This is a genomic window from Streptomyces sp. NPDC030991, assembly GCF_055571235.1.
Map to the genome: position 1 here is coordinate 350,424 of NZ_JBVIFR010000004.1, position 16,384 is coordinate 366,807.

Sequence of the window (16,384 nt, forward strand, 5' to 3'; positions counted from 1 at the left end):
TTTCACATGAAACCCGAGCTGTACTGCCCAGCACTGCCGGGTGGCCCGTCACAGTTGGAGCTTGAACCCCACGTGTGATGCCGAGAAGCCCAGACGCTCGTAGAAGCGGTGAGCGTCCTTCCGGGTCGCGTCGGAGGTCAGCTGCACCAACTGGCAGTCCTGGCGCCGTGATTCCTCGACGGCCCATTCGATGAGTTGGGTCCCCAGACCGCTGCCGCGCTCGTCGGCGTGGATACGCACGCCCTCGATGATCGAGCGGGTCGACCCTTTCCGGGAGAGGCCCGGAATGACGGTGAGCTGGAGGGTGCCGACGACCCGGTCCGCCCGGACGGCGACGACGAGGTGCTGGTTCGGGTCGGCGGCGAGCCGTGCGTGGGCGGCGAGGTACGGGGCGAGGTCCTCCGGCGACTCCCGTTGCGCACCCAGCGGATCGTCGGCCAGCATCGCGACGATCGCCGGGATGTCCTCGGGCACGGCCGCTCTTATCTCAAGATCTCCCATGGCGGCAGCCTAAACGGGACGCCCCGGGGCGGGGCTGGATCAGGCGGGAACGCGCAGCGCTTCGACGGCCCGGACGAGAGGGGCGAGCTCGGGGTTCTCGGCCGCGGTGTCCAGTGCCTCGCGCAGTGCCGACTCGTTCGTCGGGCGGGCTTCCCGAAGGAGTGCGAGGCCCGCGTCGGAGACGTTCGTGTAGATGCCGCGCCGGTCGGTGGGGCACAGGTAGCGGAGCAGCAGGCCGCGGTCCTCAAGGCGCGTCACGAGGCGGGTGGTGGCGCTCTGGCTGAGGACGACGGCGTCGGCGACCTGCTTCATCTGCAGGTGTCCGCCCTCTCCGTCGTGCTGTCGGCTCAGGACGTCGAGCAGGGAGTACTCACGCACGCTGAGGTCGTGCTTGGCCTGCAGGGCGCGCTCGATGTGGGCCTCGATCTTCCCGTGGAGCAGGGAGAGCGCGCACCAGCCCTGGGAAAGGGCGGTAAGTGCGGGGTCTGTCGCAGTCATGGCTTGAGGATCCTCCGTCCCGGACCGGCTGAACACCAGGGTAGTCGATGCGTGAAATTGCCCGCGCTTGCAATTAGTCAGCGTCTGCAATTATTGTGAGGTCTCGTTAAACGCACCCGCAACATTCTGGAAGGTGAACCCCATGCCTCTCGCGCTTCTCGCCCTGGCGATCGGGGCCTTCGGGATCGGAACCACCGAATTCGTGATCATGGGACTGCTCCCAGAGGTCGCGGGTGACTTCGGCGTCTCGATCCCCACGGCCGGATTCCTCGTCACCGGCTACGCGCTCGGCGTCATGTTCGGCGCCCCGCTCATGACCGTCCTCGGCACCCGCATCTCCCGCAAGCGGATGCTGATGCTGCTGATGGGCCTCTTCATCGTCGGCAACCTGATCTCCGCCGTCGCGCCCGTCTTCGCCGTGATGCTGATCGGCCGTGTCGTGGCCTCGCTGGCCCACGGTGCCTTCTTCGGCATCGGCTCGGTCGTCGCGGCCGAGCTGGTCGCCCCGCAGAAGAAGGCCGGTGCGATCGCCATGATGTTCACCGGTCTGACCGTGGCCAACGTCGTCGGCGTCCCGCTCGGCACCCTCATCGGCCAGTCCGCCGGCTGGCGCGTCACCTTCACGGTCGTGGCCGCACTCGGTGTGATCGGGCTCCTCGGCATCGCCAAGCTCGTGCCCGACCTGCCCAAGCCCGAGGGCGTACAGCTACGCCATGAGCTGGCCGCGTTCAAGAACGTGCAGGTCCTGCTCGCCATGGCGATGACCGTGCTCGGCTTCGGCGGTGTCTTCGCGGCCATCACCTACATCGCGCCGATGATGACGCACGTCGCCGGTTTCGCCGACGGCTCGGTGACCTGGCTGCTGGTCCTCTTCGGCCTCGGCATGGTCGGTGGCAACCTCGTCGGCGGCAAGTTCGCCGACCGTGCCCTGATGCCGATGCTGTACATCTCCCTGGGCGCCCTCGCGATCGTGCTCGCCCTCTTCACGGTCACGGCACACAACAAGGTCCTGGCCGCCGCCACCATCGTGCTGATCGGCGCGCTCGGCTTCGCGACCGTGCCGCCGCTCCAGAAGCGGGTCCTCGACCAGGCGTCCGGCGCACCCACGCTCGCCTCGGCCGTCAACATCGGCGCCTTCAACCTCGGCAACGCCCTCTCCGCCTGGCTCGGCGGCCTGGTGATCTCCGCGGGCCTCGGCTACACCGCCCCGAACTGGGTCGGCGCCGTGCTCGCCGCGAGCGCCCTCGTCCTGGCCCTCGTGTCGGCCGCACTGGAGCGCCGCGCACCGGCGCCGAGCCTGGTCGTCACCGGTGCAGGGCAGCGACAGGCCGAGCCGGTCCACCACTGAGCCTGCCCACCGCCCTCGACCGGCCGTTGCTGTTCATCGCGGGCGGTGTGCCGGTCCACCGCGACGGAGGTCTCATCGGCGCGATCGGCGTCGGCGGAGGCGCCCCCGAGCAGGGCCACGGCTTCGCCACGGCGGCCGTGCGGTCGCTCGCCCGACAACCGGACACGCCAACGGGCCCGCCCCTGAGAAGCCGCATTGCCGCGGCGCTCGGGAGCGGGCCCGTCCGCGTTCCTCAGCCGGCCGCGACCGTCAGCGGGGCGAAGCGGCGGGTCCAGTCGCCGGGCAGGTCCGGGGCGCCGTAGTTCATCACCGCGTTCAGGGCGACGCACTCCACACCGCGCTCCTTCAGCCAGGCCAGCAGCTCTTCGTGGCGTACGTCGATGTCGGTCCGCAGCGGCCGGTCCGTGCCCGCAGCGAGGCCGGTGATCAGGGCTTTCGCGGTCTCGGTGTCACGTGCGACCAGCGGGCCGACGACGTGGGTGTCCATATTGGGCCAGGCGGCGGCGTAGCCGATGAGCGCGCCACCGTCCTCGGCGACGCGCAGCTGGTCCGAGAAGGCCGGAAGGCGGGCGATGATGTGCGTCCGGTCGGGCCCGAACACTTCGGCGTCCAGGCGCAGGATCGCCGTCAGGTCCTCGGCGGTGGCCGGGCGCGTGGTCACCGCGGGCGGCGTGCCTCCGGCGACGAATCGGCCGCACACCATCTCGGATTGCCCGGTGACCTTGAAACCCAGCTCCTCGTAGAGCGGCCGGCCGTACGGCGTCGCGTACAGCGTCAGCGGTGTGGTGCCCGCCCGCTCGACGACGTAGCGCATCAGGCGTCGGCCGACCCCTCGGCGGGCGTGCCGCTCGGCGACCAGGAGCATGCCGATCGCGCCGAGTTCGGGCCGTTCCCGGGGCCCGTACTCGGTCACCACACAGGCGGTGATCAGCCCGCCGTCAGGGTCGTCGATGCCGTAGCCGGTGCCGGCCGCGAGCAGCAGGCCCCATTTGTGCTCCTCGCGGGGCCAGCCCCGGTTCTCGGAGAGGTCGGCGCACGCGCGCACGTCACGCGGGGTGAGGCGGCGGATGGGCAGATCGGAGAGGGAAGGTGTCGACACGCAGGTCAGGCTGTCGGACGGAGCCCGGTGGCGTCCACCGCTTTGCGGGGAGTGGTCCGGTGGTTTCGGCCACGTCGGGTCAGCCCCCAGGGCTTGAGCACCGAGATCGCTGTCATGAAGACGTACGCGGTCAGGGAGACGAGGGGCCCGGCCAGCAGATCGGCGGCGCGGGGCAGCGGAGCACCGGACGCCAGCGCCGTCACCGCATGGTCGACGCCCGGCCGCAGGGCGAAGATCGACGCGGCGGTCGTGGCGAGGGTCAGCCAGAACTTGACGTAGACCCATCGGTGGCGGGCCAGCCCCCACTGCGTGCCGAGGGAGAGGAGCAGACCGCTCAGCAGAGTCAGCAGAGCGAGCGGGATCACCAGCCAGTCCGCGAAGAGTTTCATGGCGCGGGCCGATGCCTCGACGGCGGCACCGGCCCCCGTGGTCGTAGCGGTGACCGCGAGTGCGAGCAGACCGAGTGTGAGGCCGAGCCAGCAGGCGGAGACGGCCACGTGGACGACGAGGAGGGCCCGACGGGGGCGGCGCTGAAGTTTCACGTGAAACACGGTCCCGGGAACGGCCCCCGAAGGCGTCTGACGGCGGGAGTATCCGCGTGTACTGGCCTCGGCGTACAGGGGTGGCGGAACCGGCGGAACCCCCTCATCGGGAGCCCAGGAGGCCCGCCCGCAGGCCGCCGTAGCCTAACCGGACGGAAAGATCGAAGACCCGGACTTTCCGGTTTGCGTTCGACGCGCCGGAGTCCGGTGACACGCTGCGACGAGGGGGCTGTACGCAGACCGTCCAGAGATGTTCGAGGCGAGGCACAGCATGGACGCTCCGACCACCACGTCGGCCGATTCCGGGCCAGGCGGTGGCGACGGCTGGTTCACGCCGCACACCACCCCGGCACCGTCCCCTTGCGATCCCGACCCCGGCCGGGAGTCGGGTGACGGACGAATACCTCCGCCCCGCCTCGCCCCGGAGCCTCACCCGGCACGGTCCGTCCGGGAGAACGCCTCCCCCGAGGCGCTGCTCGTCCGCCGCACGATGGACGAAGTGGGCCCGGTCGCCGACAAGGTCACCGCGTACTTCTATGCGCTGCTCTTTCTCCGCCAGCCCGAGCTGCGCCCACTCTTCCCCGTCGCGATGGACACCCAGCGGGACCGGCTCCTCAAGGCACTGCTGACGGCGGCGGAGCACGTCGACAACAAGCTCGTCCTGGTTCCGTACCTGAAGAATCTGGGCCGCGGCCACCGCAAATACGGCACGCGCGCCGAGCACTACCCGGCCGTCGGCGAATGTCTCATCGCGGCGCTCAGCAGATACGCCACCGCCACTTGGGACGCGCCCACCGAGGCCGCCTGGGTCCGTACGTACACGACGATCTCGCAAGTCATGATCGACGCGGCCGCCGAGGACGAGCTGAAGGCCCCCGCATGGTGGTTGTCGGAGGTCGTGGCGCACGATCTGCGCACGCCCGACGTCGCGGTCGTTACCGTCCGGCCCGAGCAGCCGTACCCGTTCCTGGCCGGTCAGTACACGACGTTGGAGACGCCGTGGTGGCCGCGGATCTGGCGGCACTACTCGTTCGCGGCGGCGCCCCGTCCGGACGGGCTGCTGTCGTTCCATGTGAAGGCGGTCCCGGCGGGCTGGGTCTCCAACGCTCTGGTGCACCGCGCCCGCCCAGGTGACGTGCTGCGGCTCGGGCCGCCCGCCGGCTCCATGACCGTCGACCACAGCACTGACAGCGGTCTGCTCTGCCTGGGCGGAGGTACCGGCATCGCGCCCATCAAGGCGCTCGTCGAGGACGTGGCCGAGCACGGGGAACAGCGGCCGGTCGAGGTCTTCTACGGCGCTCGCACCGGCCACGACCTGTACGACATCGACACGATGCTGCGGCTCCAACAGAACCACCCCTGGCTGGCGGTGCGCCCGGTCATCGACCAGCAGGGCCACCTCCAACTCCCGGACGCCGTGCGGGGATACGGCCCCTGGAACGAGTACGACGCCTATCTGTCCGGGCCGCCCGGCATGATCCGCAACGGTGTCGACGCCTTGCTCGACATCGGTATCCCCGGCAACCGCATCCGCCATGACTCGGTGGAGGAACGGATCGCGGCGGTGGACTGAACTTTGTGAGGGAGGTCAGCCCAGATCCGGCGCGTGCATCGCCCTTACACCCTCGATGTTGCCGTCCAGGTAGTGCCGCAGGGACAGCGGCACCAGATGGACCGAGGCGATACCGATGCGTGTGAACGGCACGCGCACGATCTCGTACTCACCGCACGGTTCATCGATCTCGGGACCGTGCCGCTGGTCGAGGTCCATCGATTCGAGTCGGCAGACGAAGAAATGCTGGACCTTCACGCCGGTCGTCGCGGCGTCCTCACCGATGTGCTCGACGGTGTCCACGAAGCAGGGCACCACGTGGGTGACCTTGGCGCCCAATTCCTCGTGCACCTCGCGATGGAGGGCGTCGACGACAGTGGTGTCCTCCGGCTCGACTCCGCCCCCCGGCGTCAGCCAGTACGGATCGACGCCGGGCTTGGTCCGCTTGATCAGGATGAGGTCGTCACCATCGAGCAGAACGGCGCGTGCGGTGCGCTTGACCACGGGTCGGACGGTCATGGGAGAAATGTGGCCCCGCCGGTTCCACGTGAAACATTCCGCACCGGGTCAGTCCTCGCTCACGACCAGTCGACAGCGGCGCGCAGCAACCACTCGTGCGCCCGCGCGATGTGCGGCAGAGCGAGTGTGCCGGTGCGTACGACGAGGAAGTACGTGCGCAGCGGAGGCACCGGCGGGTCCAGCAGTGCCACGACTTCGCCGCGCTCCAAGGCGGCCGCGCACAGATAGCGCGGCAGAACGGCGAGGCCCGCCCCGGTGATCGCGCAGGCCAGCACGGCGCGCAGATCCGGCACGACGACCGTGCCGGCGACGGCGGGACGGGAATCGAAGACGGAGGCCCAGTAGCGCGAGACCAGCGGCAGCGACTCATGGACCTCGACCATTGGGAACTTCTCCAGGGAAGGCGCCGCGTCGCGGTGCAGCTTGCCGGAGCCGATCCGGGCAGCCCAGCGAGGGGAGGCGACCAGCACATGCTCCTCGTCGCAGAGCGGAGTCGCCGTCAGCAGGGTGCCACGTGGGCGGGCCGTCGTGATGGCCAGATCATGATGTCCGGCGGCGAGCCCCTCCACGGTCTCCTCGGCGGTGCCGAAGGAGGCGCGTAAGGCGATGCTCTGGCCGTCGTCCCTGGTCAGTGCGGTGAGCGCGGGCAAGGCCCGTTCCGCTGTGAACTCCGGGGGCCCCGCCAGATGCAAGGTGCGTACGGCCGACTCCCCGTCGAGTCCGGTCTCGGTGATCTCCACGAGGGCGTCGAGATGCGGGGCCACCTTGTGTGCCAGCTCGTCGCCGATGGTCGTGGGCGTGACACCGCGAGCCTGACGCAGGAAGAGCGGGCGGCCCAACTGCCGCTCCAGCGTGCGGATCTGTGAGGTCACCGCGGGCTGGGAGAGACCGAGCAGCGCGGCGGCGCGGGTGAACGACCCGGCGCGATGGACTGTCACAAAAGTGCGCAGCAGAGCCAGGTCCATGGCGAGATCCTCCCCTCGGGCTCGGGTCGCGGCCCACTATAAATATGTCGATAGGTCTCTGTCGCTACCGTGATTGGACACTGACACAGAGTCAACTAGCCTTGATTGCGCGGTTCTTCGCGCGCAGAACCGGGACGGTCCGAGCCACGAGGGGGGAGGCTCGGGCCGTTCGTTGTGCGTAGACCGGCTGGTGAAACGCTTGGGGGACAGGTCGGTCCCATGTCCCTTCCCGCGCCCGCGGCACATCCGTCACTGGGCTCCCGGAGTTCTCGGTGCCGAGTGGAAACCGGGTGCATCCGCCCGTGTGGCCAGGTGTCCGCCCGGCCCGGCGATGGACCCTACGCCGCCGATGTCCACCCCGCCGACCAGCGGGGGCGGCGCGCGAAGGAGGCGCCCGCCCCGGTCACGCCGCCCGCCCCTCCACCGCGTCGCGCACGGCGCCGAGCAGACCGCCGCTCGCCGCCTCGACCAGCCGCAGGCACTCCTCGAAGCCGTCCAGGTCGCCGTAGTAGGGATCAGGGACGTCCCCGTCGTCACCGTCGGCCGCGGGATCGTAGGAGCGCAGCAGCCGTACCTTCTCCGCGTCCTGCGGGGTCGGTGCCAGCCGGCGCAGCGCACGCAGATGCCCCGCGTCGAGGGCGATCACCAGATCGAGGCGGCCGAACCAGTCGCGGTGGAACTGCCGGGCCGTGTGCGTGGCCGGGTAACCGGCTTCCTGGAGGACGTGGACGGTGCGCGGATCGGCACCGTCGCCCACGTGCCAGCCGTCGGTGCCCGCGCTGTCGATCTCGACGTCGCCGGAGAGGCCGGCCTCCTCGACGCGAGTGCGGAAGACGTGCTCGGCCATGGGCGACCGGCAGATGTTGCCGGTGCAGACGAAACAGACACGGTAAGTCATGGCAGGGGCTCAGTCCTTCTCGGGCAGGACGACGTTCAGCGCCCAGGAGACGACCGAGATGATCAGGCCGCCGAGGACGGCGGTCCAGAATCCGTCCACGTGGAAGCTGAGGTCCAGCTTGTCGGCCAGCCACGAGGTCAGCAGCAGCATCAGGGCGTTCACGATGAGCGTGATCAGGCCCAGGGTGAGGACGAAGAGCGGAAAGGTGAGGACCTGCACGAGCGGCTTCACAAGGAAGTTGACCAGGCCGAAGATCAAGGCGACCAGGATCAGTGTGCCGATCTCCTTGCCCGTGCTGTCGCCGGTCAGCGTGATCTTGTCGAGCAGCCAGACCGCGACGGCCAGGGCCCCCGCGTTGGCGATCGTCTTGACTACGAAATTCATCATGTGTCTGATCGTGGCAGACGAGACCAGTGGCACGACGGTGACGAGTGTGGACAGTGAGGTCGACGAGGCGATGAAGGCATTCCGGCTGGACGAACTGGAGGCGGAGCGCGTCGCCAACGACGGCGCGTATCTGCAGTTCCTGCGCGAGCGGAACATGTCGGTCGGGTTGTACGCGCTGGACGCGGGGGAGCCCGACCCGCAGCAGCCGCACCAGCAGGACGAGGTCTACCTCGTGGTCAGCGGGCGCGCCTCGATCACCGTGGGCATGGAGACCACGCAGGTCGGCCGCGGCAGCGTGGTGTACGTGCCGGCGGGCGTCGCCCACAAGTTCCACCACATCAGCGAGGACCTGCGGGTTCTGGTCGTCTTCTCTCCCCCGGAGAGCTGACCCGGGACTCCGGGGTTCCCTAAGGGGCGGGTCAGGGGAGGACAAGGGATCGCCGGGCCCCACAGGATCCCCGGGCGTGCCAGCATCGATGCAGGAAGTCGGAAGAGTCCCGGCAAGGGCCTCGAAAGCGAAGGAGCGATGGCAGTGCGAGAGATATTCGCGAGCATGCCGTGGTGGGTGAAGTGGGTCGCGGTGCCGGTCATCGCCCTGGTCGTGTTCGGCGGGCTGATCGCCAGCGTCGTCGGATTCGTGATCGGCCTGCTCTTCAAGGTGCTGGTGTTCGCCGCGCTGGTCGGTGGACTCATCTACGTCGTACGGAAGTTCATGGCGGGGTCGTCCTCGCGCGGCGACTGGTGAGTCGCGGCGCGACGGTGGGTGAGAGTCGGGGCGGTCGCGCGGGGCGACCGTTCGCACGACCGGGGGAAGTTTCCGTTCCGGGCCCACCCCGACCGGTGGCCAAGGATTAAAGTCCGGAATCCGACGGCTCCACCCCCGTGAGCCAGGGGTACGCGGGGGACCCTCGCGTACCGGGAGTGAACCTTGGCCACGGCTGATCCCGCCTCCGCAGCCCCGCAGACGCTCATCGGCTCGGTCCAGCGCGCCATGCGGTTGCTCGAAGCGGTCGCCACGCACGACGGAGGCGCTCCTGCCAAGCAACTCGCCCGGGAGGCCGGGGTCGCCCTTCCCACGGCGTACCACCTGCTGCGCACGCTCGCCCACGAGGGCTACCTCCGCAAGGAGAAGGGCGTCTTCATGTTCGGGGACGCGGCCGAGCGGCTGAGCACCAGCGGAGCGCAGCAGAATCGTCGCGGCATGATCACCGACGCGCTGCGGCACTGGCGGGACGCCCTCGGGGTCCCCGTCTACTTCGCGATCTACCGTGAGGGTGAGATCGAGATCATCGCCGTCGCCGACTCCCCGGCCAGTCCGGCCGTCGAGGAATGGGCGGATTTCCGCGAGACCGGCCACGCGCACGCCATCGGCCAGTGCCTGCTCTCCCAGCTCGGCGAGGAGGCACGCCGGGACCACCTCGACCGCTACCCGGCCCGGTCCATCACCCCGTATTCGGTGCGTGACGGCCGGACACTGCTGCGCAAGCTGCGGACCGTGGGGCGGATGGAGCCGCTGATCGAGCGCCAGGAGTACGCGCTCGGCACGGCCTGTGCCGCTTTCCCCGTCACCATCGGTTCGACCGCGGCGGCCCTGGCCATCTCTCTGCCTTCCCGTCAGGCCGACAAACTGCTGCCCGTCGCACGCCGGTTGCAGGACGAGATCGGCGCCCTCGTAGGGACACTCGCCTTCTCTATCAGCATCTGAAAACTCACTCCTTGTAATCTCCCGTGTACGTTGAGCAAGATGCCAAGCAGTGTCAGGAAGGTCATTCCTGGCCAACGACGGCAAGTTGACGGGGTAGGCGATGCGCGAGTCAGTCCAGGCAGTTCAGGCAGAGGTCATGATGAGCTTCCTCGTCTCCGAGGAGCTGTCCTTCCGCATCCCGGTGGAGCTCCGGTACGAGGCCGGGGATCCGTACGCGGTACGCCTCACCTTCCATCTCCCCGGCGACGCGCCCGTGACCTGGGCGTTCGGCCGGGAACTCCTCGTCGACGGGGTCAACGGGGCGACCGGCGACGGCGATGTGCGGATCTCGCCGGTGCAGCTCGCCGGGGGCGGCGACACCGACGAGCTGCCGGGCGAGGTGCACATCCGGCTCCAGGTCGGCGTCGATCACGCGCTGTTCCGGGCCGGTGTCGCGCCCCTCATCGCCTTCCTCGACCGCACCGACAAGCTCGTCCCGCTCGGTCAGGAACAGGCACTGGCCGACTACGAAGCCGAACTCGACGAGGCGCTCGACCGGATCCTCGGCGAGGAGCAGAACGCCGGCTGATCCTCGAAGGAGACCGGGCAGGGCAGTTGACGTAACGCTTCAGCAGCGCGGTGCACCCGAGCCGTTCCGCGCCGCTCAGCGCTTGCGTCGCCGCCCTCTGCCACCGCGGGCCGGCGCGGGCTGCGCGGTGCCAGGGGCCCCCGGCCGGTCGGCGGAGACCACCAGCGCGGCCAGCGCCGTGGTCACCGGTACCGCGGCCACCAGTCCGATCGAGCCGACCAGCGTGCGCACGATCTCCTCGGCCACCAGCTCGCTGTTGGCGACGTCGACCACGCTGCTCTGCGCGATCGAGAAGAGCAGCAGCAGCGGCAGCGCCGCACCCGCGTACGCGAGGACCAGGGTGTTGACCACGGACGCGATGTGGTCGCGGCCGATCCGGATACCCGCCCGGTACAGGCCGCGCCAGCCCATCGTGGGGTTGGCCTCGTGCAGCTCCCACACGGCCGACGTCTGCGTCACCGTCACGTCGTCCAGGACGCCCAGGGAGCCGATGATGACGCCGGCGAGCAGCAGACCGCTCATGTCGATGTGCGGGTACAAGCCGTGGATGAGGCCGGTGTTGTCGTCCGTGTTGCCCGTCAATGCGGCCCAGCCGATGAACAGCGAACCCAAGAGGCCGATGAGCAGCAGCGAGACGAGGGTGCCGAGCACGGCGACCGAGGTGCGGGCCGTCAGGCCGTGACACATGTAGAGCGCGATCAGCATGATCGCGCTCGCCCCGACCACCGCCACCACCAGCGGGTTCGAGCCTTGCAGGATCGCCGGAAGGATGAAGAGCGTCAGCACCAGGAAGCTGACCGCGAGCGCGACCAGTGCCATCACACCGCGCAGGCGCCCCACCACGACCACGGCCAGGGCGAAGATCCCGGCCAACAGCGCCATGGGGAACTTACGGTTCACATCGGTGACCGAGTACTGCAGATCCTTCGGCGCGTCCGGCGCGTAGGCGACGATCACCTTCTGCCCCTCGCTCAACTGCCGCGGCGAGTCGGGCTGGACGACATCCGTGAACGTACGGCCCTTGTCCTTGCCGGTCTCGACCCGGATGGTCGCCTTGCCGCAGGTGCCGGCGGCCTGTTGCTGCGTGACCGCGCCTTCGGCCGTGGAGGTGGGAGCGGAGCCCGGGGCGTTCACGGACTTGCAGTCGACCTTCTCGACCCGTGCCACCGTGGCCTGCTGCGTCTGCCGGTCGAAGCCGACGCCGGTCCGCTCATGAGCCGGGGCGCCTCCGGGCCACAGCACCGCGAGACCGACGACGACCGCGACGGAGAACGGCACCAGGATCGCCGCGATGACCTTGCGCAGATGCTTGGAGACGGGTGTCGCAGGACCATGACTGTGCGAGTGGCCATGTCCGCCGGGGCCGTGCCCCGCGCCGGACGGGCCCGAACCGTGCGGCGGTTGGGAGGGCGGAGGCGGGGGCTGTTGCGTGGTGGTCACCGCCCGATCATCGCAAGAACGGCAGAGGCCCTCTGTTCAACGCGTCCGAAGGGACGCTAGCGTGGAGGCACCTTTGCAAACGCGGGAGCTCGGAGCACCGGGCTGAGAGGGCGCTGACCTTCGTCCCAGCGCGTTTCACGTGAAACAACGTGGAGCGCCCATGGCGAACATCGCTGCGTCGACCGCCGAACCTGTTACCGGGTAATGCCGGCGTAGGGAGTAGGTCTCATGACCACCACGGACGTAAGCACGCCTGCCTCCAGCGGCTCCGAGCCGGAGACCGGGAAGTCCATCGGCTGGCACAAGGGGTACATCCAGGGCTCGCGCCCCGACCTCAACGTGCCGGTCCGCCAAGTGCATCTCACCAACGGCCAGGCCGTCACGGTGTACGACACCTCCGGCCCGTACACCGATCCGACCGTCGACACCGACGTCCGCAGGGGCCTCGCGCCGCTCCGGGAGAACTGGATCATCGCCCGGGGGGACACCGAGGAGTACGCGGGCCGACCCGCCCGCCCCGAGGACGACGGCCTCAAGCACACCTCGCCGCGTGGCGGGCTGCGCAACCTCGACGCGGTCTTCCCGGGCCGCCCGCGCCAGCCGCGCCGCGGCAGGAGCGGCGAGCCCGTGACCCAACTCGCGTACGCCAGGCGGGGGCAGATCACCCCGGAGATGGAGTACGTGGCCATCCGGGAGAACGTGGCCCCCGAGGTCGTGCGCGAGGAGATCGCGGCCGGCCGCGCGGTCCTGCCCGCCAACGTGAACCATCCGGAGATCGAGCCGATGATCATCGGCAAGCGGTTCCTGGTGAAGGTCAACGCCAACATCGGCAACTCCGCGGTCACCTCCTCCATCGAGGAGGAGGTGGAGAAGATGACGTGGGCGACCCGCTGGGGCGCCGACACCGTCATGGACCTCTCCACCGGCCGCAACATCCACACCACGCGCGAATGGGTGCTGCGCAACTCCCCCGTCCCGATCGGCACCGTGCCGCTCTACCAGGCCCTCGAAAAGGTCGACGGCAAGGCCGAGGAGCTGACCTGGGAGATCTACAAGGACACGGTCATCGAGCAGGCCGAGCAGGGCGTGGACTACATGACGGTCCATGCCGGCGTCCGCCTGCCGTACGTCCCGCTGACCGCCAACCGCAAGACCGGCATCGTCTCGCGCGGCGGCTCGATCATGGCCGCGTGGTGTCTCGCGCACCACAAGGAGAGCTTCCTCTACGAGAACTTCGAGGAACTCTGCGACATCCTCGCGGCGTACGACGTCACGTACTCGCTCGGTGACGGCCTGCGGCCCGGCTCCATCGCGGACGCCAACGACGAGGCGCAGTTCGCCGAGCTCAGGACCCTCGGCGAGCTCAATTCCATCGCCAAACGGCACGGCGTCCAGACCATGATCGAGGGCCCGGGCCACGTCCCGATGCACAAGATCAAGGAGAACATCGACCTCCAGCAGGAGATCTGCGAGGAGGCGCCGTTCTACACGCTCGGCCCGCTGACCACGGACATCGCTCCGGCGTACGACCACATCACGTCAGGGATCGGCGCCGCGATGATCGCCTGGTGGGGCACGGCGATGCTCTGCTACGTCACGCCCAAGGAGCACCTGGGCCTGCCCAACCGCGACGACGTGAAGACCGGCGTCATCACGTACAAGATCGCGGCCCACGCGGCGGACCTCGCCAAGGGGCACCCGGGCGCGCAGGACTGGGACGACGCGCTCTCCGACGCCCGCTTCGAGTTCCGCTGGGAGGATCAGTTCAACCTGGCGCTCGACCCGGACACGGCACGGGAGTTCCACGACGAGACGCTCCCCGCCGAGCCCGCGAAGACCGCGCACTTCTGCTCGATGTGCGGCCCGAAGTTCTGCTCGATGAAGATCTCCCAGGACATCCGGCGCGAGCACGGCTCCACCAAGGCCGAGGTGGAGGCGGGCATGGAGCAGAAGTCGAAGGAGTTCGCCCAGGCGGGCAACCGCGTCTATCTGCCGCTGGCCGACTGACCGGCGTACCGGCGCTCGATGGGCCGGCATGACGCGGGGCTCGGGGCCATGGTTCGCCCCGAGCCCGGTCATGGTTCGGCGCTTTCACCGGCGGTTCAGTCGGGCTGATGCTCCGGGCCGCCGAAGTCCGGGCTGGAGAAGTCCGGGCTGGAGAAGCCGGCGCGCTGCCCCGTGGCGGTTCCCCCGCCGTCGGGGCTGCTGAAGCCCGGCCTGTTGTAGCCGAGCTGGGGCATGCGGTTGGCGCCGCCACCCCGGCCGCCACCGAGCGATGTGCCGCCCGTGGGAGGGCCCGCCAGGGCTTCCCGCAGGAACGGCACGATGCCGCGTTCGAGAAGTGCCGCGCCCCAGGCTTCCCTGGCGCGCGTCACCTCCTCGCTGGCCTCGCCGTCGGCGCCTGCCTGGAGCGAGGTCGACCCGTTGCGCAGGGCCGTCAGGAGCAGGCACACCGCGGCGACGAGGATGCCCGCCGCGGTGAGCGCGCCGAAGAACCAGCCGACCGACAGCAAGGTGTCGGCGAAGTCCGGCGGCGGGTTGAGCATCTTCAGGATGTAGCCGACCAGCAGGAAGATCGCGGCCGCGGTCCCGGCGAGGACCGGGGCGAGTACGACGGCGACCGCGGCGACACCGGGCCCTGTGGTCTCCGCGACCTCGCCGACGGTGGCGGCGAAGCCCAGGGAGCCGCCGCCTGACTCGGCCGTGCTGGAGGTGCCTCCTTCGCGTAGCGGACGGGCGGGCCGCGGGCCGGGGCGCAGCTCGTCGCGGACCTTGGTGTAGTGCTCGTACTCGGTAGCGGCCGCGGTACTTATCAGTGCTGCCGCGTTGAGCGCCATGGTGCGCAGTTGTTCGGGGTTGAGCCGCTGGCCCACTGCGGCGAGATCCGGACGGTTGGGTGCGGTACGCAGCGCCTCATCAAGGATCCGCTCGAACTCGGGCCGGTCCTCGTTCAGCAAATGCGGAGCGCTGTTCATGTGCATCCCCCGATGCTCCGTAGGGCTTGGTGGCCCGCATGGTTACGAGCCGTCGGGCAGAAACGGAGGGGAGCCTGCTACGGATACGCCGATGGTAGAGCGGTCACGGCAAGCGGTGACAGGGGGTTTCCGGAAATTGGCCCGCCGGCCAGCCGGATCCTCCGTTTACCGCGACTGCCCAGGGAAGACCCGGCTATCCATGGGCAGTTGCTGGACCAGCAGCTTTCCGGCCATGGTCACGCCGCCGTCCATGGCGATGGCCAGTCCGTCCGCGTACACATGGGGGCCCTCGACGACGGGCCCGCTGTCCTCGCCGTCGGCGTCCTCGGTGCCGACATCGCCCAGGAGGTAGGGGATCGGGCTGTGACCGTGTACGACGCGCGAGCCGCCGTAGGCGCCGAGGAGTTCGCGTACGGCGCCGGGGCCCGACTCCCCGTCCCGGAACGCGAAGCGCTTGGTGAGCTTGCGGAACAGGTCCCAGCACTCGTCCGCGTCGTTGCGCGTGAGCGTCTCGCGGACCGTGTCGTTGACCGCCTCGATGGAGTCGCCGTAGTCGAGGTAGGCGGTGGTGTCCGAGTGCATGAGCAGGTGGTCGTCCTCGATCTCGATCGCGTCGAGCCGGGACATCCACTGCAGGTGTACGTCCTGGAGGCGGTCCATGTCGGACTTCTGGCCGCCGTTGAGCAGCCAGGCCGCCTGGAAGGTGGCGGTGCCCGCGCCCGAGTTGACGGGGGTGTCGCCGAACCGCTTCGCACCGAGCAGCAGGAGCTCGTGGTTGCCCATGAGCGCCTTGCAGTAGCCGCCCGCCGCCGCCGCCTCGGCGCTCAGCCGCATCACGAGGTCGATGACGCCGATCCCGTCGGGCCCCCGGTCGGTGAAGTCGCCGAGGAACCACAGGCGCGCGTTGCCCGCGGCCCAGGTGCCCTCCGCGTCGACCAGGCCCTTCTCGTGGAGCGCCGCGAGCAGCTCGTCGAGGTACCCGTGCACGTCGCCGACGACGAACAGCGGGCCCATCTCGTCGCCCGTGCGGGGCACCGGTTGCACGACCTCCACCTGCACCGTGTCCCCTCGGTTGATGACCGGCAGGTCGCGCTCCGTCGGGGTGTATCCGTCGGGGAGATCCGCCGGCTCGGGGGAGTCGGGAGCGGGATCGGTCGGCATCACGTTCGCCGGTACGTCATGGACGTACGCGGGAACGCGGAAGTCGCGCAGCGTCTCCGTGCGCACTGCGGGTCCCTGACCGGCCCCCTGAGTCATCGACCCCTCCACCATTGCGCCGCCTGTGCACCGGATCGGACTGCCTGGTCGCAGCGGCCCGCGGTGTCGTCCGCCCATCATAGGAATGCGGCTCGCGCTGTGTGATGCACCAGGGGTGGTGAATCGGTGA

18 protein-coding genes and 1 pseudogene are annotated in these 16,384 nt (G+C 69.5%); 8 read left to right on the forward strand and 11 right to left on the reverse strand.

Annotated elements, in window-relative coordinates; genetic code table 11:
• Positions 1-48: 48 nt before the first annotated feature.
• Entirely contained in the window at positions 49-501 is a 453-nt protein-coding gene (locus ACZ45E_RS10270) for a GNAT family N-acetyltransferase (RefSeq protein WP_468218857.1), read from the reverse strand.
• Between the two features lie 39 nt (positions 502-540).
• On the reverse strand, positions 541-999 hold the full coding sequence (locus ACZ45E_RS10275) for a MarR family winged helix-turn-helix transcriptional regulator (protein WP_468218859.1): 459 nt from the start codon (positions 997-999) through the stop codon (positions 541-543).
• Between the two features lie 142 nt (positions 1,000-1,141).
• On the opposite strand from ACZ45E_RS10275, the gene ACZ45E_RS10280 reads away from it, so the two are divergent.
• Together ACZ45E_RS10280 and ACZ45E_RS10285 are read left to right on the forward strand one after the other, a co-directional pair.
• Complete coding sequence (locus tag ACZ45E_RS10280; protein WP_468218860.1) at positions 1,142-2,347, forward strand: MFS transporter; 1,206 nt, start codon at positions 1,142-1,144, stop codon at positions 2,345-2,347.
• A pseudogene (locus ACZ45E_RS10285) lies at positions 2,347-2,499 on the forward strand (heme-binding protein); the annotation flags it as partial. The gene ACZ45E_RS10280 and the pseudogene ACZ45E_RS10285, both read left to right, overlap by 1 nt.
• Positions 2,500-2,579: 80 nt before the next feature.
• Here the strand turns inward: ACZ45E_RS10285 and ACZ45E_RS10290 are convergent.
• Both ACZ45E_RS10290 and ACZ45E_RS10295 read right to left on the reverse strand, forming a co-directional pair.
• Entirely contained in the window at positions 2,580-3,446 is an 867-nt protein-coding gene (locus tag ACZ45E_RS10290) for a GNAT family N-acetyltransferase (RefSeq protein WP_468218862.1), read from the reverse strand.
• A 5-nt stretch (positions 3,447-3,451) separates the two neighbouring features.
• On the reverse strand, positions 3,452-3,988 hold the full coding sequence (locus tag ACZ45E_RS10295; protein WP_468218864.1) for a DUF2269 domain-containing protein: 537 nt from the start codon (positions 3,986-3,988) through the stop codon (positions 3,452-3,454).
• A gap of 271 nt (positions 3,989-4,259) precedes the next feature.
• Between ACZ45E_RS10295 and ACZ45E_RS10300 the strand changes: the two genes are divergently transcribed.
• Complete coding sequence (locus ACZ45E_RS10300) at positions 4,260-5,561, forward strand: globin domain-containing protein (RefSeq protein ID WP_468218866.1); 1,302 nt, start codon at positions 4,260-4,262, stop codon at positions 5,559-5,561.
• A gap of 15 nt (positions 5,562-5,576) precedes the next feature.
• Here the strand turns inward: ACZ45E_RS10300 and ACZ45E_RS10305 are convergent, their stop codons facing one another.
• The 4 genes from ACZ45E_RS10305 to ACZ45E_RS10320 form a co-directional block, all read right to left on the reverse strand.
• On the reverse strand, positions 5,577-6,059 hold the full coding sequence (locus ACZ45E_RS10305) for an NUDIX domain-containing protein (protein ID WP_468218868.1): 483 nt from the start codon (positions 6,057-6,059) through the stop codon (positions 5,577-5,579).
• 59 nt (positions 6,060-6,118) lie between these two features.
• On the reverse strand, positions 6,119-7,024 hold the full coding sequence (locus ACZ45E_RS10310) for a LysR family transcriptional regulator (RefSeq protein WP_468218870.1): 906 nt from the start codon (positions 7,022-7,024) through the stop codon (positions 6,119-6,121).
• Positions 7,025-7,427: 403 nt separating this feature from the next.
• A complete protein-coding gene (locus tag ACZ45E_RS10315) occupies positions 7,428-7,922 on the reverse strand; it encodes a low molecular weight protein-tyrosine-phosphatase (RefSeq protein ID WP_468218872.1) in 495 nt (164 codons plus the stop codon).
• A 9-nt stretch (positions 7,923-7,931) separates the two neighbouring features.
• Positions 7,932-8,309 carry a phage holin family protein gene (locus ACZ45E_RS10320; RefSeq protein ID WP_468218875.1) on the reverse strand — a complete coding sequence of 126 codons (378 nt, stop codon included), beginning with the start codon at positions 8,307-8,309 and terminating at the stop codon, positions 7,932-7,934.
• A 70-nt stretch (positions 8,310-8,379) separates the two neighbouring features.
• On the opposite strand from ACZ45E_RS10320, the gene ACZ45E_RS10325 reads away from it, so the two are divergent.
• The 4 genes from ACZ45E_RS10325 to ACZ45E_RS10340 all read left to right on the forward strand — a co-directional run bounded on the left by ACZ45E_RS10325 (position 8,380) and on the right by ACZ45E_RS10340 (position 10,582).
• Positions 8,380-8,697, forward strand: a complete 318-nt coding sequence (locus ACZ45E_RS10325; protein WP_468219206.1) for a cupin domain-containing protein — start codon at positions 8,380-8,382, stop codon at positions 8,695-8,697.
• Between the two features lie 144 nt (positions 8,698-8,841).
• Positions 8,842-9,054 carry a DUF5326 family protein gene (locus ACZ45E_RS10330; RefSeq protein ID WP_468218878.1) on the forward strand — a complete coding sequence of 71 codons (213 nt, stop codon included), beginning with the start codon at positions 8,842-8,844 and terminating at the stop codon, positions 9,052-9,054.
• A gap of 183 nt (positions 9,055-9,237) precedes the next feature.
• Complete coding sequence (locus tag ACZ45E_RS10335) at positions 9,238-10,014, forward strand: IclR family transcriptional regulator (RefSeq protein ID WP_468218880.1); 777 nt, start codon at positions 9,238-9,240, stop codon at positions 10,012-10,014.
• A 100-nt stretch (positions 10,015-10,114) separates the two neighbouring features.
• Positions 10,115-10,582 (forward strand): SsgA family sporulation/cell division regulator, encoded by a 468-nt coding sequence (locus tag ACZ45E_RS10340; RefSeq protein ID WP_468218883.1) that lies wholly within the window; start codon positions 10,115-10,117, stop codon positions 10,580-10,582.
• Between the two features lie 75 nt (positions 10,583-10,657).
• On the opposite strand, the gene ACZ45E_RS10345 is transcribed toward ACZ45E_RS10340, so the two are convergent.
• On the reverse strand, positions 10,658-12,022 hold the full coding sequence (locus tag ACZ45E_RS10345; protein ID WP_468218885.1) for a YibE/F family protein: 1,365 nt from the start codon (positions 12,020-12,022) through the stop codon (positions 10,658-10,660).
• 228 nt (positions 12,023-12,250) lie between these two features.
• Between ACZ45E_RS10345 and thiC the strand changes: the two genes are divergently transcribed.
• Entirely contained in the window at positions 12,251-14,029 is a 1,779-nt protein-coding gene (gene thiC, locus ACZ45E_RS10350) for a phosphomethylpyrimidine synthase ThiC (RefSeq protein ID WP_468218888.1), read from the forward strand.
• A 95-nt stretch (positions 14,030-14,124) separates the two neighbouring features.
• Here the strand turns inward: thiC and ACZ45E_RS10355 are convergent, their stop codons facing one another.
• Both ACZ45E_RS10355 and ACZ45E_RS10360 read right to left on the reverse strand, forming a co-directional pair.
• Entirely contained in the window at positions 14,125-15,003 is an 879-nt protein-coding gene (locus tag ACZ45E_RS10355; RefSeq protein ID WP_468218890.1) for a hypothetical protein, read from the reverse strand.
• Positions 15,004-15,162: 159 nt separating this feature from the next.
• The gene (locus ACZ45E_RS10360) at positions 15,163-16,269 is read right to left on the reverse strand and encodes a metallophosphoesterase (RefSeq protein WP_468218893.1); all 1,107 of its coding nucleotides are present in this window, start codon (positions 16,267-16,269) and stop codon (positions 15,163-15,165) included.
• Positions 16,270-16,384: the final 115 nt, after the last annotated feature.

Coding starts and splice junctions, on each gene's coding strand:
- ACZ45E_RS10270 (WP_468218857.1), bottom strand. CDS start 501: ATGGGAGATCTTGAGATAAGAGCGGCCGTGCCCGAGGACATCCCGGCG.
- ACZ45E_RS10275 (WP_468218859.1), bottom strand. CDS start 999: ATGACTGCGACAGACCCCGCACTTACCGCCCTTTCCCAGGGCTGGTGC.
- ACZ45E_RS10280 (WP_468218860.1), top strand. CDS start 1,142: ATGCCTCTCGCGCTTCTCGCCCTGGCGATCGGGGCCTTCGGGATCGGA.
- ACZ45E_RS10300 (WP_468218866.1), top strand. CDS start 4,260: ATGGACGCTCCGACCACCACGTCGGCCGATTCCGGGCCAGGCGGTGGC.
- ACZ45E_RS10305 (WP_468218868.1), bottom strand. CDS start 6,059: ATGACCGTCCGACCCGTGGTCAAGCGCACCGCACGCGCCGTTCTGCTC.
- ACZ45E_RS10310 (WP_468218870.1), bottom strand. CDS start 7,024: ATGGACCTGGCTCTGCTGCGCACTTTTGTGACAGTCCATCGCGCCGGG.
- ACZ45E_RS10315 (WP_468218872.1), bottom strand. CDS start 7,922: ATGACTTACCGTGTCTGTTTCGTCTGCACCGGCAACATCTGCCGGTCG.
- ACZ45E_RS10320 (WP_468218875.1), bottom strand. CDS start 8,309: ATGATGAATTTCGTAGTCAAGACGATCGCCAACGCGGGGGCCCTGGCC.
- ACZ45E_RS10325 (WP_468219206.1), top strand. CDS start 8,380: ATGAAGGCATTCCGGCTGGACGAACTGGAGGCGGAGCGCGTCGCCAAC.
- ACZ45E_RS10340 (WP_468218883.1), top strand. CDS start 10,115: ATGCGCGAGTCAGTCCAGGCAGTTCAGGCAGAGGTCATGATGAGCTTC.
- thiC (WP_468218888.1), top strand. CDS start 12,251: ATGACCACCACGGACGTAAGCACGCCTGCCTCCAGCGGCTCCGAGCCG.
- ACZ45E_RS10355 (WP_468218890.1), bottom strand. CDS start 15,003: ATGCACATGAACAGCGCTCCGCATTTGCTGAACGAGGACCGGCCCGAG.
- ACZ45E_RS10360 (WP_468218893.1), bottom strand. CDS start 16,269: ATGGTGGAGGGGTCGATGACTCAGGGGGCCGGTCAGGGACCCGCAGTG.